We start from the raw sequence: 13,839 nt of genomic DNA on the forward strand, positions 1-13,839 counted from the left end.
TCGCAGTCTTCTGTAATTAGATTATTTCATTCTCCGATAAGTTAACAAGTATTTTCGTCATGTTTGTTTTCGTAATTCTGCCGACCACTTCAAAGCCTTTATCCGTATCTTTTATAACAGGAAGTGCGTCTATCTGCTTTTCAATCAAGTGCTTCGCCACACCCATAATGAAATCTTCCTTGCGGCAAACGGTGATGTTCGGCATTCTTGTCATAATAATATGGACAGGAATAGATGGAAGCTCCTGTTTTCCAATACTTGCGCGAAGAAGGTCTTTCCTTGACAACACGCCTGTTAAAATAGAGTGATCGTCCACAACGAATAATGTGCCCACATCTTCTAAAAACATCGTACAAATCGCATCATAAACTGAAACATTCTCATGTATCACCACTGGAATGGATTGAAAATCTTTCACTTGAAGTTTTTTCAGCTTATCTGCTAGAAGCTGCGTACCTGTTTTTCCTGTGAAAAAGTAGCCGACCCTTGGTCTTGCTTCTAAAAAGCCTGACATCGTTAATATGGCTAAATCCGGTCTGAGGGTCGCCCTAGTTAAGTTCAGCCGATCGGCGATATGCTCTCCAGTGATCGGACCATTCTCTTTGACAATCTGTAAAATCTGCTCTTGCCGTTTATTTAACTCGATTGTACTCACCACCTTTAAATAGAGAGAGCGAATCTTTACTTTATGTATATCATTTTCATAACTCATCATATTATAGCGCATCTTTGTCCGAATGAAACAAAAATCCACTCAAAAACCGTGAATTAAATGAGTAAAAAACGATTGCCCTTCAAAAAAGGCAACCGTTCTTAGGTATTTATTTTACAATTAAATTGTTCATATTCGCAAATGATTGAATGACTTTTGCTAGTTTGACCATTTGCGCCAAACGATTTCGCTTCAGCTTTTCATCATCTGCATGAACCATTGTATGATCGAAATAATGAACAATCGGTGTTTTTAACGTATCAAGCGCCTCAAGTGCTGCGCTGTATTGCCCTGCTGCTACATGTTCCTTGACAGCTGTCTCTACTTGCTGATACGCCTCATATAGCTTTTGCTCATGCTCATTTTCAAACAGCTCAGGCTGAATTTCTGCGTCTTCCCCTTTTTTACTGATTGAAATGACGCGTCCTAATGCTTCTGCTGTTTCTTTGAAGCTCTCTTGTTTCACGCTCTCTTCAAGAACAGCTGCTTTTTTCACGACTGCATAAGGTTCAATATTTTCAACATCCAGTACTGCATCGACAACATCATGACGGATATGTTCTGCTTGGAGGACATATTTTAAACGGTGTGTTAAAAATTCAATGAGAGCCGTTTCATGTGCTGCTTCTACTTGAGCAAGTGCCAAAAGCTCTTTGAATGAAATGTTCCAATGACGATCAAGCAGAATTTGAACGATACCGCTCGCTTGTCTTCTTAGTCCATAAGGATCTTGAGAGCCCGTTGGAATGACATCAATTGAGAAGAAGGAACAAATAGAATCCAGCTTATCGGCTACTGCCACAATCGCACCAATTAAAGTGGAAGGCGCCTCATCACCAGCAAAGCGCGGCATATAGTGCTCATTGATGCTCTTTGCCACTTCTTCATGTTCGCCAAGTGCTTTTGCATATTTCTCGCCCATGATTCCTTGTAATTCTGGGAATTCATAGACCATTTGAGTCACAAGGTCAAACTTCGAAATACTTGCAGCTCTTGCCACACGCTCTGACGTTTCGTCATCTGCACCGACATGCGCTGCTAGACGCGTCGCAATGTCTGTCACTCTCTTTAGCTTGTCGCCAATTGTGCCAAGTTTCTCATGGAATACAACCTTATCAAGCTTCTTAATATTGTCTTCAATGACTAGTTTTTCGTCTTCTTTATAGAAGAAGGCAGCATCTGATAAACGTGCACGAAGTACTTTTTCGTTCCCTCTTGCGACATTTTCAAGCGCCTCACTGTTTCCATTTCTCACCGTAATGAAGTGAGGCAATAATTCCCCTTGCTCATTTTTCACAGGGAAATAGCGCTGATGCTCTTTCATTGTAGTTACCAATACTTCTTCCGGCAATGCAAGGAATTCTTCTTCAAAGGAACCAGATAGTACCGTTGGGTATTCTACAAGATTGTTGACCTCTTCTAGAAGCTCAGGATCAACAGGAATCACCCAACCTTTTTCTAAAGATAGAGCATTTAGCTGCTCGGTAATGGATAGTTTTCTTTTATCTGAATCTGCAATGACAAATTGATCTCGCAATGTTTGCTCATAAGAAGCAGGCGAGTCGATGATGGCTGCCTTACCAAGGAAACGGTGTCCTCTTGTCTCGCGGCCGCTTTTCACCCCAGCAATGTGAGCAGGTACAATCTCCTCTCCAAATAAACAAACAATCCATTTAATCGGACGGATGTAGCGTAAATCTTTGCTCCCCCATCTCATGTTCTTTGGAAAACTTAATGAAGCGGCGATCTCACCTAATGCTGGCAGAAGGTCTTTGACTTGCTTTCCTTCTTGAAACTTCTGGACATGGACATAATCCACTCCTTTGATCTCTTTAAAATAGAGATCATCTGTTGAAGCACCTTGTCCGCGGGCAAAACCTTCCGCTGCTTTTGTCCAATTGCCTTCCGCATCTTGCGCGATCTTTTTAGCCGGACCTTTTGCTTCTTCTTTGATGTCTTCTTGTTTTTCTGCGACACCTTTCACAAGTACAGCAAGACGTCTTGGTGAGTTAAATAGAGCAACATCTTCAAATGAAATGTTTTGCGCTTCAAACCACGCTTTTACTTTCTCTCCTAGCTGCTTTGTGCTTTCTGGCATGAAACGAGCCGGCATCTCTTCTAAGCCGATTTCGAGTAATACATCCTGTTTATTCATGAGAAGCCGCCTCCTCTTTTAGCATAGGGAATCCCAATTTTTCTCGTTCTTCATAATATGTTTTGGCTACTTTTCTTGCTAACTGGCGCACTCTTCCGATATAACCAGTTCGCTCAGTAACAGAAATTGCGCCCTTTGCATCGAGCAGGTTAAACGTATGAGAGCATTTGAGCACATAATCGTATGCCGGGTGAACAAGCCCTTTGTCCATTTGGCTATGCGCTTCCTTCTCATAGGTTGTAAATAAATCAAACAGCATGTCAGTATTAGATGTTTCAAATGTATAAACAGAGTGCTCATATTCAGCCATTAAGAATAAATCTCTCACCGTGAATCCGTCTGTCCATTCAAGATCGAAGACATTTTCTTTGTCTTGGATGTAGGAAGCAAGACGTTCAATACCGTATGTGATTTCAACGGAAACGGGCTTACATTCTAAGCCGCCGACTTGCTGAAAATACGTGAATTGGGTGATTTCCATCCCATCAAGCCATACTTCCCAGCCTAGCCCTGCACAGCCCAGAGATGGGTTTTCCCAGTTGTCTTCTACAAAACGAATATCATGTTTCAGCGGGTCAATACCAAGCGCTTTCAAAGATTCAAGATACAGTTCTTGAATATTGTCAGGTGACGGCTTAATGATCACTTGGAATTGATGATGCTGATACAATCTATTTGGGTTTTCTCCATATCTGCCATCAGCCGGGCGTCTTGAAGGCTCTACATACGCTACCTTCCATGGCTCTGGACCAATGCTTCTGAGGAACGTGTATGGACTCATCGTTCCGGCACCTTTTTCTGTGTCATACGCCTGCATTAATACGCAGCCTTCATTTGACCAATGCTTTTGCAACGTCAAAATCATGTCTTGAATATTCAATGATCGCACCTCCATCTTTTCTACACCATCCGCTATGTATGGCGGATGGGTCTAGAACCCCGCAAAAGAACACAAAAACTCCCGTCTCTATGCTCGCAAGGCTCCTTGCAAACATAGGGACGAGAGTTTTTCCCGCGGTTCCACCCTATTTGCTGGTATCGTAGCATCCAGCCGCTTTGTTTTACGTTGCTCAAGAATGCCTTTCGTTACGCCTCCATCCTTAGCTCACACCGCCCTAAGGTCGCTTTTATGGATTCTGCGCAAGTACTTCTTTCTGTCAATGCAACATATTTTATCTTAGATGATCTTACAAAAAGTCATGGAAGATGTCAACTTTTGTTTTCCCCACCCATGAGCTTTTTCATGGATTCCATCTGATTCATGAATTTTTTTGATTTCAAATAAAGGCCTGAATACTCTTCATAGTAGTGATCGAGCACTTGACGAATTTCTTGTTTTGTCTGCGGTTTCACATCAACCTGACCGAGCCTTGATAAATCAAAATAATGAAATAAACGGAGCAGCCTTGCAGCTGCTGGAGATAAGGGCAGTTTATACGGATCTTTAGAAAAGCAATTTTGGCAAATAAAGCCGTTGTCTCTAATCGAGAAATGAAACTGCCCTTCTTTTTGACCACAGTGGACACATTGATCCAGTTCGGGCTTCATTCCCATCACTGATAACATTTTGACCTCTACGATAAATAAGATAATATCAGCATCTGTGCCTTCATTCAAATGACGCAAAGATTGAAGCAGGAGCTCAAACAAATAAGGGTTTGGCTTTTTTTCTTCTGTGCCTTTATCGAGTAACTCTGTCATATATGCGGCATATGCGGTCAAGAATAAATCTTCCCGAATGGTTCGCATACTTTCAATCATTTCGCCTTGCTGGAGCGTTCCAAGTCCTGTTGATGATTGGATCAGGAAGGTTCCGTATAAAAACGGCTGGCTTATGGCTGACAGGCGGCTGTTTGATTTTTTTGCGCCTCTTGCCATCACACCAATTTTCCCATGTTCTCTAGTGAGCAGCGTGACAATTTTGTTTGTTTCGCCATAATCTGTTGTTCTAAGGACGATTCCTTCACTTTTAATGAGCATTTGTCTACACTCCGAGCATTGGAGGGGTCAAGAATTATAAGATTGGAAAATCAAATCGTGCTATCTCTTCTTCAAGTATATCGGGTCTTTCCAGGTTCTCCTTTTCTAACTCTTTGAAAAGCAGATACGTGTCAACGCTTCCTGTTTGTGAAAATACGTTCCATGTAAAATTCAACATAAAAACCCCACCTTTCTTTATTAGAAGCAGCAACGCTACATCCAACATATTAATTATATCTTGACCAAGCTACCTCCATTTCATGATAAACAATTTTTACTAATCGAACCGCACCATTGTCAGATTTTATGACAACAGCAGCGATTTTTTAATATTCGTCTTCTCTAAATCCGAAATCACGAAGGTGAGTGGATTTATTACGCCAGTCCTTCTGAACCTTTACCCAAAGCTCCAGATACACTTTTGAACCGAGAAGTGCTTCAATATCTCTGCGCGCTTTTTGTCCCACTTCTTTTAATAAGCTGCCTCGTTTCCCAATGACAATCCCTTTTTGTGAATCACGTTCTACGACAATGGTCGCCGCCACATGGATCTTACCATTTTCATCTGGCTTAATGGATTCGATCGCCACTGCAATACTGTGCGGGATCTCTTCTCTTGTTAAATGCAGCACTTTTTCACGAATTAATTCAGAAATAATAAACCGCTCTGGATGATCTGTTACTTGATCTGCTGGATAAAATTGCGGGCCCTCAGGAAGATAACCTTCAATCTGCTGAAGAAGCGTGTCAATGTTGTTTCCTTCAAGAGCTGAAATTGGCACAATTTCCTTAAATGGATAACGTGTGCGGTATTCATCAATTAAAAGGAACAGCTCATCTGGGTGAATTTGGTCGATTTTATTGACGACTAGGAATACCGGTGTAGATGTTTGCTTGAGTCGTTCAATGATGAATTCATCACCCTTGCCATAGCCTTCCTTTGCATTAATCATAAACAAGATCAGGTCGACTTCCTTCAGTGTATTTGTAGCCACTTTCATCATAAAATCACCAAGCTTATGCTTAGGTTTATGAATCCCTGGTGTATCGATAAAGATCGTTTGTGACGTGTTTGTTGTTAAGACACCTTGCACTTTGTTTCGTGTCGTTTGGGGCTTATCACTCATGATGGCGATCTTTTGTCCAATCACACGATTAAGAAAGGTTGATTTTCCTACATTTGGTCTTCCAATAATGGATACAAATCCTGATTTGAAGCTTTCGTTAGTCATTTAAATCCTCCGGTGAAAATGCGCCTGGCAATAGTTCGTTTACTGTTGTTTCGTATATTTGTCCTTTTAAGTTCGTTAGAATCACTGGCATGTCAGGTGCACATAGCTCTGAAATAACCTGTCTGCATGCGCCGCACGGCGAAACAGGCCGGTCTGTATCAGCCACTACCGCTAGCATTTGAAACGATGTGATGCCTTCTGAATAGGCTTTAAAAAGTGCTGTTCTTTCCGCACAATTACACATACCATATGCTGCATTTTCAATGTTGCAGCCGCCATACACTTTTCCATCGTTCGACAACAATGCTGCACCGACTTTGAATTTTGAATAGGGTACATATGCAAAATCTCTTGCTTTAACTGCTTCTGAAATCAACTCTTGTTTGTTCATTCCTAGTTCCCACTTTCAGAAGAAATGGACCCACTGTCACATTTATATTTTACATAATTCACGTGACATTTTCACGCCCATTTCTAAAAATGTTAATAAATAGTAATATTGTTCTATTGCATGATCTTCGGTAAGAAGATGATCAACCCAATCATAACCGAAATCGCGGCGTAAACGCAAACAGCGCCTGCTGCGGCGTCTTTCGCTTTCTCAGCAAGCGGGTGCCTCTCTTCTGTCATCAGGTCCACTGTATGTTCAATGGCTGTATTGACAAGTTCAAGCGCAAACATCCCCCCGCATAAAAGCAAAACGATCATCCATTCGAATGGTTCAATGTGAAACCAAAAGCCGCAGATCACCACGATGATGGCTGCGACTGTGTGAAATCGAAAATTCCGTTCATTCAAGAAAGTTCGCCATATTCCTCTAAATGCATAATAAAAACTCCGAAAAAAACGGGTAAGCGGCCTTCTTTTCTTACGAAGATCTTGAAAGGCCATAATCATCCAAGATCTTTGTCTGTTTGGCGAACATTTCTTTTTCATCTTCCTCTGTCATATGATCAAACCCGAGCAAATGCAGGAATCCATGAATGGTGAGAAATCCAAGCTCTCTCATAAAGGAATGTCCATATTCCTCTGCCTGCTCTTTCGTACGGTCCACACTAATGATGATGTCACCGAGTACAGGCGGAATATCATCAGCACCAATGATTTCAATTTCCCCTTCTCCTTCTTCTTCGAGTGCAAAGGAGATCACATCCGTTGGTGCGTCTTTTCCGCGGTATTCTTTATTAATTTGATGAATCTCTTCATTCGAGACGATCGTCACTGATACCTCCGCTTGATCTTTGACCTCAAGGGCATCAGCAGCGAACTGAAGAAGCTTTTCCACTTCTTCAAGCTGCTCTTTTGATACTTGTCCTGTTTCATCTATTAAATCGATTAACAATGTCATTTACTTCACCTTCTGCTTCGGGGCATCTGGATATTCAATCCGAGAATGGAAAATCCCCTTTAATGTTGTACAAATCGTTTGACTAATAATATTTAACTCTTTAAATGTCAGATCACATTCGCTGAATTGCCCATCCTGCATTTTATCGGAAATAATGCCTTTGACGAGCTTTTCGATCCGCTCTGGATTTGGATTATGCATCGATCGTACCGCTGCTTCCACGCTGTCCGCTACTGAAATAATCGCCGCTTCTTTTGATTGCGGTTTTGGCCCAGGATAACGGAATTCTTCTTCTGTCACCTGATCATCACGCTCTTTTGCCTTATAGTAAAAGAACTTTAACAGCGACTTCCCGTGATGCTGTTCGGCAATATCGACAAGCTCTTCAGGAAACTTTTTTTCTCTCAGCATATCAGCTCCATCTGTCGTATGGGCAATAATGATATTTTTACTTAGCTGAGGAGAAAGCTTGTCATGCGGATTATCAATGTTCATTTGGTTTTCGATAAAGTATTGCGGTCTTTTCGTTTTCCCAATGTCATGATAATAAGCGCCAACCCTTGCTAAAAGACCGTTTGCTCCGACTGCTTCACATGCAGCATCTGCTAAATTTGCCACCATGACACTATGATGATATGTACCTGGTGTCTCTGTTAAAATCTTTTTAAGGAGCGGATGGTTTGGGTTAGATAGTTCAATCAGCTTCATTGTTGAAAGAATGCCGAACATACTCTCAAACACTGGCATTAGCCCAATGACCAAAATAGATGATGCAAACCCTGACACAATCGCCATCATAAGGTTCACACCGATTTCAAGTCCTGATGGTGAGGAGTTTTGAATCAGCGTTATGGATAGAACCACAAGGACATTCACCAAAGCGACCGAAAGCCCTGCCTGCAATATTTTTGAACGCGCATTATGCTTTCTCAAAAATAAAATGCCCGCCATCCCGCTCACAAGGTAATAAGCGCAGATCACATAGTTAAAGACGCCGGTTACTCCTTGATTAAACATCATACTGCCGCAAAGAGCAAATACAAGACCAGAGAAGATCGCTAGCCGCTCATTGATAAGCAGCTTGATCAGCATCGTGCCAAGTGCCACTGGCACCACATAACCTATCGTCGTATACTTTGTTTCTTGGAAGAGACTGAATACTTCCATGATAACTAAAATAATGGTGAAAATGAGCGAGTAGAGAAGCAACGACTTATTCTTATGAACAAGCGATTTTTTCCTCGATTCAAGTGAATGAATAATCGCTGCTAAGAATAGACCAATCAATATCATAAGACCGCTTACAGGCTTAATCAAATTGGAGCTATTTAAGAGCCCTGTCAGTTCTAATTTACGATACACTTCTCGGTCGATAAGTTCTCCTTCTTCGACTAAGATTTGCCCTTGCTTAATTTGAACCGGCTGAATATTATCAGCGGCTTCTTGCCTTTTCTTCTCTGTCGCCACTGGATCAAATACATAGTTTGGAATGATCGCAAATTCACCGATTTCTTTCGCTGCATTTAAGTATTTGGATGGAATTGAGTTATTTTCAAGCTCTGTTTTCACTTGTTTTTTCTCATCTTGTAATTTCGCTGCTGTGATTTCTTTACTCATCAGTGAATTCACCACTGTGATGATGGAATCCTTAGTAAAAGAGAGATTTTCGTCACTTGCCTGAAGCAGTGCTTTGATGGATTGGTCTGAAACAGCCTCCTGCATATCTGATGTGAGTTTTTCTTTGACACGCTTGACCATTTCTTTATCTGATGGCGGATTTTCTTTTTCATCAGCTGCTTTCTTCTCTTCTTTAATGGCTTCGAAAAGGGAGGAGATGAGGTCAACACGATTGTCAGAATACGCTTTTTTGAGTGTATATTGATCCTCTACTTGATCTGTTGCTTCTTGCTTCTTTTCTTCTGTCGCTTCTTGATCATCGACGGTTGATGGAGAATAGATGGTCTGTTCGCTCACTGAAAATAAATCTAAGTCGAGCGATTCAGGCTTTACATGGAAGAAGAGCACCACGAATAGAATGGCTGCTAAACCAGCGTATAGCAAAACATTTAAATAACGTGAGCGCTCCATTTTCTGAGGTTCTTTTTTAGACAGCAGTCTTTTGCGCTTACTGTCTTTCTGATTCTTTCTCAAGGAAAGTACCTCCTTTTTTACTTTAAACCACGATCGAAACAAAATGACCCGATGAAGACGATCGGGTCACTAAGGTCATTTTTGCTTTTCGTATGCTCCGATGATCTTTGCCACAAGCGGGTGTCTGACCACATCTGTCTGGTCTAGCTCAATAAATGAGATGCCCTTGATCTCTGCAAGCATGTCCTTTGCAGCTGCAAGACCAGACTGCATGCCCTTCGGCAGGTCAATCTGTGTAATATCTCCTGTAATGACCATTTTAGAGCCAAACCCAAGTCTCGTCAAAAACATTTTCATTTGGGCAGGCGTTGTATTCTGCGCTTCATCTAAAATAACAAATGCATCATCGAGTGTCCGTCCTCTCATATAGGCAAGAGGCGCTATTTCAATCACACCGCGCTCGATTAAACGTTCCGTATGATCACTGCCAAGCACATCATGCAAGGCATCATATAGTGGTCTTAAATAAGGATCTACTTTTTCCTTTAGATCACCTGGTAAAAAGCCAAGACTTTCTCCTGCTTCAACAGCTGGTCTTGTCAGGATAATCCGTTTCACATGTCCATTTTTCAGTGCATGTACCGCGTTGACGACTGCCAAATACGTCTTCCCTGTTCCAGCTGGTCCAATTCCAAAGACCAAGTCATCTTTTTTCATCGCCGCAGCATATTCCCGCTGGCCAATGGTTTTTACCCTGATTGACTTTCCTTTTGCATTTTTCGTAATTTCATCTTCATACATATTTTCAAAATAATTGAGCTTGTCTTTTTGCGCCATTTTAATGGCATAGACGACATCCCGTTCAGAAATCTCAATTCCTTTTTGGATGAGATGTAAGAGAGATGTCATCAGACGGCTCGCTGTTTCTCTTGATGCTTCCTGACCAGAAACATACACCTTTTCTCCGCGCGTAATAATGGAGACATTCAGCTCGTTTTCCATCAGTTTCAGATAAGCATCTTGATTTCCAAATAAAGCAATCGCTTCGTTTGGGCTATCTAATTTTTGTTGAATTTCAAGTAAATGTTCTGTCATTCTCTAGTCTCCCTGAACAATAGGTGTTGGTTGAACAATATCTTCTATTACTTGGTAAAGGATGATTAACTTAACTTTACCATTCCCTGTTGACTCGTGCAAAACTTTTTCACTTTTCACCTCTCCTGTTTGACCTAGCTTCTCTTCTAATTCTTTTTTACCCATTTTAATCCCTGCTTGAACCGCTTCTTTATTTGTGTATGTCCGGTTTATTTTTTCGCTTTCGCGTGTCGTTTCTTTTTCATAGGAAAATGGGAGCTGGAAGTTTAAGAAATGGAGTGGGTGAACTTCAGTTTCTGTTTTTGGCTGCTTAAAATCATCCTTTTTAAAGGAAAAGCCCCAAAATGGCATTGAACCTCCAAATGCGGAGAGCTTGTGCTTTGTCTTCATTTTACCCGTAAAGACATCAAAAGATGTTCGAAGAGGGACAGAAACTTCAGAACGATACCACGTTTCACCATAAATTTCCGCTTTAGCACCAACCGTTTTTTGCTGGTCTTCGCTGCCGATGAGGCCAGAGACGAGCATTTGTCCTTTCTTCACATGTTCATCAACTGCGGCAAGCGGCTCCCCTTTTTCCACATACATTCTCGTGATGACCGCCTTCTTCTTGGCCACAATATGCTGAGGACTCGTATATTTCTCTTTTTCCGGCTCATTTTTTTCCACAACTTTCATTTGAAATGTTGTACCGTTTAGTTCAACGCCAACCCATGTTATGCTTTGAATATTGGCGGTCAGTGATTTTTGAATTTTTTCAGGTGTTCCCATTAGAAACTGAAAACGGCCTTTTTGCACACCAATCTCGTCTAAATGCTTTCTCATCTGATGTTCAGTTTCTGGATTGGCTCCTTTAATATCAATTTTCCACACCATGTTTGAAAGCGCCAATATCGTCACTAGAAAGAACACAATCCCAAGGGTAAACCCAATATTCTTCCTTGACCATAGGAGAAGAAACGGAAATCCCTTCTTTTGATGAAATGAACATGTTACCTCATGATGTCTTTGTACTTTTCTGAAGGCATGTACATCTGATAAGCGAATAAATAAGCGCACGCTGTCTTGACGGCGGCTCACTTGAAACATTATGATCCCCTGTCTCGTGCACTCATTGATGAGCCGCTCAATGCCGTTTCCGTTGATTTCCACTTCCACTCTGCCAATAAAATAGGCGAACCATTTATTCTTCACACTTCTCCCCTCCGTCAGTTAAGAATCAATATAACGGACCTCATCGATTTTCCCTTCTAATAAGATCTCTTCTGGCAAAATCGTTTTAATCACAAAATCTTTCCCTGAAATAATGCATTGTCCTTGTTTGAGCATCAGCCTTACTTCTTGATCACTGAAAAGCAAAAGCCCTTTATGATTCTCTATGTAAATGTGGAGTCTGCCAACCATCGTAATACGGGGAAGATCCATCATGACGTCTGGAGGGATTTCAAGTGTTCTTGTCAGCCATGCTTTAAGTCGATTTTTTCTTTTTCCCATTCAATTAGAACCCCTTCCCGCCCCATGTGTATGAGATCAAACTGAAAGATGGTGAGACTGATGAGAAAGTCTCTATATCATCCTATTCCTCAGCGGTTCAGATCATGCTAATGAATCCCGTAAAACAGCCGTTTCATCATTTTTACTGCGAGAAATCTCCATCAGGTCAAACAAAAAAAGCCCCTTTATATGGGACTTTTTTGTTTATCTGTTATATGGCCGTTTCATCGTTCTGTGCGGCTTTTTCGCGCGCGGCTCTCCAAATACTTCTCCAAGGATCATCCCCTGAACAATTGTATCTTGGTTGAGCTTCTCAATGATCTTTGGCTTCACTTCGGCAGAAGCAGCCTTTGGCCTTGTCAGTTCTCTTTCAAGCGATTGGAATTCTCTATTCAGCTCGCTTTTTCTTTCTTCCATTTCGGCAAGTGTATCGGTATAGCGGTCCTGTAAGGATTGAGATGTTTTTTTCTTCATCCCGCCATGATCATGTACATCGCCGAAATCGTCCATCTGATCCGTCACGACTGGATCTGGACTTGTTTGTTTTGTTTGCTTTTGGGGCATCTGCTTACGCTGAGGAGCTGGCTTGTTTTGCTGATTCTTTTGTTCGTTCTCCTCTTGTTTGCCGATTTTCCCAAAGACAGCAGAGATGATACCGATGATAATCGCAATTAGTAACGGATTTTCAAATAGAATGTCCATTGGGCTCCCTCCTTAAAGCGTGAGAGGATGCTTATTTGTTTTCATTATCAGATGGACCTTTTGTCATTTTACCAAATGAATCTCTCATGTCCGTATCAGCATCGATATTCTTAATATTCATGTAGTCCATGACTCCAATATTACCTTCACGTAATGCTTCAGCCATGGCAAGTGGTACTTCAGCCTCTGCTTCTACAACTTTCGCGCGCATTTCTTCAACTCTTGCACGCATTTCTTGCTCCTGGGCAACAGCCATTGCGCGGCGTTCTTCCGCTTTTGCCTGTGCAATGTTTTTATCTGCTTCTGCTTGGTCTGTTTGCAGAATTGCCCCGATGTTCTTACCGATATCCACATCGGCAATATCAATCGAGAGAATTTCAAACGCAGTACCTGAATCTAATCCTTTACCAAGAACCGTTTGAGAAATCATATCTGGGTTTTCTAGAACCTTTTTATGATTATTTGATGAACCGATTGTAGAGACAATCCCTTCACCTACACGAGCAATGATTGTTTCTTCCCCTGCACCACCGACAAGTCGTTCGATGTTTGCACGAACTGTAATACGTGCTTTTGCTTTTACTTCAATCCCGTCCATTGCCACACCAGAGATAAATGGTGTTTCAATGACTTTAGGGTTTACACTCATTTGTACAGCTTCAAGTACGTCGCGGCCTGCTAGGTCGATCGCTGCACAGCGTGCAAAGTTCAATTCGATATTCGCACGTTGAGCCGCGATCAATGCATTTACAACACGGTCAACGTTACCACCTGCAAGGTAGTGACTTTCTAATTGGTTAATCGTCACATCAAGACCTGCTTTATGTGCTTTGATGAGCGGGTTGACCACTCGGTTTGGAATGACGCGGCGAAGTCTCATTCCTACAAGTGTAAAAATGCTTACCTTTACGCCAGCCGCTAGGGCAGAAATCCACAGCATCACCGGTACAAAGGTGAAGAAGATCGATAGAACGATCAGACCTGCTGCGATAATCACAAATAATAGTAAAGTAGATGGATCCATTTTATT

At 41.7% G+C, this 13,839-nt stretch carries 15 protein-coding genes; all 15 read right to left on the reverse strand.

What is annotated here, in order from left to right:
• Positions 1-16: 16 nt before the first annotated feature.
• Positions 17-655, reverse strand: coding sequence for a helix-turn-helix transcriptional regulator (locus tag MHI33_RS14055; RefSeq protein ID WP_034620854.1), 639 nt, complete (start codon positions 653-655; stop codon positions 17-19).
• Between the two features lie 166 nt (positions 656-821).
• Positions 822-2,867, reverse strand: a complete 2,046-nt coding sequence (glyS, locus tag MHI33_RS14060; protein WP_340912061.1) for a glycine--tRNA ligase subunit beta — start codon at positions 2,865-2,867, stop codon at positions 822-824.
• Positions 2,860-3,747, reverse strand: coding sequence for a glycine--tRNA ligase subunit alpha (gene glyQ / locus MHI33_RS14065; protein WP_003217487.1), 888 nt, complete (start codon positions 3,745-3,747; stop codon positions 2,860-2,862). Before glyQ ends, glyS begins: the two co-directional genes overlap by 8 nt.
• Before the next feature lie 329 nt (positions 3,748-4,076).
• A complete protein-coding gene (gene recO / locus MHI33_RS14070) occupies positions 4,077-4,847 on the reverse strand; it encodes a DNA repair protein RecO (protein ID WP_034661344.1) in 771 nt (256 codons plus the stop codon).
• Positions 4,848-4,881: 34 nt separating this feature from the next.
• A complete protein-coding gene (locus MHI33_RS14075; protein WP_065098441.1) occupies positions 4,882-5,025 on the reverse strand; it encodes a YqzL family protein in 144 nt (47 codons plus the stop codon).
• A gap of 148 nt (positions 5,026-5,173) precedes the next feature.
• Entirely contained in the window at positions 5,174-6,079 is a 906-nt protein-coding gene (era, locus tag MHI33_RS14080) for a GTPase Era (protein WP_044139412.1), read from the reverse strand.
• Complete coding sequence (locus MHI33_RS14085; RefSeq protein WP_003217296.1) at positions 6,072-6,470, reverse strand: cytidine deaminase; 399 nt, start codon at positions 6,468-6,470, stop codon at positions 6,072-6,074. Before MHI33_RS14085 ends, era begins: the two co-directional genes overlap by 8 nt.
• Before the next feature lie 113 nt (positions 6,471-6,583).
• Entirely contained in the window at positions 6,584-6,970 is a 387-nt protein-coding gene (locus MHI33_RS14090; RefSeq protein WP_340912065.1) for a diacylglycerol kinase family protein, read from the reverse strand.
• Complete coding sequence (gene ybeY / locus MHI33_RS14095) at positions 6,948-7,427, reverse strand: rRNA maturation RNase YbeY (RefSeq protein WP_012010615.1); 480 nt, start codon at positions 7,425-7,427, stop codon at positions 6,948-6,950. The genes MHI33_RS14090 and ybeY overlap by 23 nt, the downstream gene beginning before the upstream one ends.
• Positions 7,428-9,539 carry an HD family phosphohydrolase gene (locus MHI33_RS14100; RefSeq protein ID WP_374726557.1) on the reverse strand — a complete coding sequence of 704 codons (2,112 nt, stop codon included), beginning with the start codon at positions 9,537-9,539 and terminating at the stop codon, positions 7,428-7,430.
• A gap of 114 nt (positions 9,540-9,653) precedes the next feature.
• Positions 9,654-10,613 carry a PhoH family protein gene (locus MHI33_RS14105; RefSeq protein WP_226803674.1) on the reverse strand — a complete coding sequence of 320 codons (960 nt, stop codon included), beginning with the start codon at positions 10,611-10,613 and terminating at the stop codon, positions 9,654-9,656.
• 3 nt (positions 10,614-10,616) lie between these two features.
• Positions 10,617-11,807, reverse strand: a complete 1,191-nt coding sequence (gene yqfD / locus MHI33_RS14110; protein ID WP_340912067.1) for a sporulation protein YqfD — start codon at positions 11,805-11,807, stop codon at positions 10,617-10,619.
• A gap of 18 nt (positions 11,808-11,825) precedes the next feature.
• Complete coding sequence (gene yqfC / locus MHI33_RS14115; protein WP_012010618.1) at positions 11,826-12,107, reverse strand: sporulation protein YqfC; 282 nt, start codon at positions 12,105-12,107, stop codon at positions 11,826-11,828.
• 204 nt (positions 12,108-12,311) lie between these two features.
• Entirely contained in the window at positions 12,312-12,809 is a 498-nt protein-coding gene (locus tag MHI33_RS14120) for a hypothetical protein (protein WP_106032755.1), read from the reverse strand.
• A 31-nt stretch (positions 12,810-12,840) separates the two neighbouring features.
• Positions 12,841-13,833: a flotillin-like protein FloA gene (gene floA / locus MHI33_RS14125; protein ID WP_044139418.1), complete on the reverse strand. Its 993-nt coding sequence runs from the start codon at positions 13,831-13,833 to the stop codon at positions 12,841-12,843.
• Positions 13,834-13,839: the final 6 nt, after the last annotated feature.

It is taken from the genome of Bacillus sp. FSL K6-2971 (assembly GCF_038006405.1).
Classification (GTDB): domain Bacteria; phylum Bacillota; class Bacilli; order Bacillales; family Bacillaceae; genus Bacillus; species Bacillus pumilus.

What these genes read in the sequence shown, in the direction of transcription:
- glyS (WP_340912061.1), bottom strand. Translation starts at nt 2,867, where the DNA reads ATGAATAAACAGGATGTATTACTCGAAATCGGCTTAGAAGAGATGCCG.
- recO (WP_034661344.1), bottom strand. Translation starts at nt 4,847, where the DNA reads ATGCTCATTAAAAGTGAAGGAATCGTCCTTAGAACAACAGATTATGGC.
- MHI33_RS14075 (WP_065098441.1), bottom strand. Translation starts at nt 5,025, where the DNA reads ATGTTGAATTTTACATGGAACGTATTTTCACAAACAGGAAGCGTTGAC.
- era (WP_044139412.1), bottom strand. Translation starts at nt 6,079, where the DNA reads ATGACTAACGAAAGCTTCAAATCAGGATTTGTATCCATTATTGGAAGA.
- MHI33_RS14085 (WP_003217296.1), bottom strand. Translation starts at nt 6,470, where the DNA reads ATGAACAAACAAGAGTTGATTTCAGAAGCAGTTAAAGCAAGAGATTTT.
- MHI33_RS14090 (WP_340912065.1), bottom strand. Translation starts at nt 6,970, where the DNA reads ATGGCCTTTCAAGATCTTCGTAAGAAAAGAAGGCCGCTTACCCGTTTT.
- ybeY (WP_012010615.1), bottom strand. Translation starts at nt 7,427, where the DNA reads ATGACATTGTTAATCGATTTAATAGATGAAACAGGACAAGTATCAAAA.
- MHI33_RS14105 (WP_226803674.1), bottom strand. Translation starts at nt 10,613, where the DNA reads ATGACAGAACATTTACTTGAAATTCAACAAAAATTAGATAGCCCAAAC.
- yqfC (WP_012010618.1), bottom strand. Translation starts at nt 12,107, where the DNA reads ATGGGAAAAAGAAAAAATCGACTTAAAGCATGGCTGACAAGAACACTT.
- MHI33_RS14120 (WP_106032755.1), bottom strand. Translation starts at nt 12,809, where the DNA reads ATGGACATTCTATTTGAAAATCCGTTACTAATTGCGATTATCATCGGT.
- floA (WP_044139418.1), bottom strand. Translation starts at nt 13,833, where the DNA reads ATGGATCCATCTACTTTACTATTATTTGTGATTATCGCAGCAGGTCTG.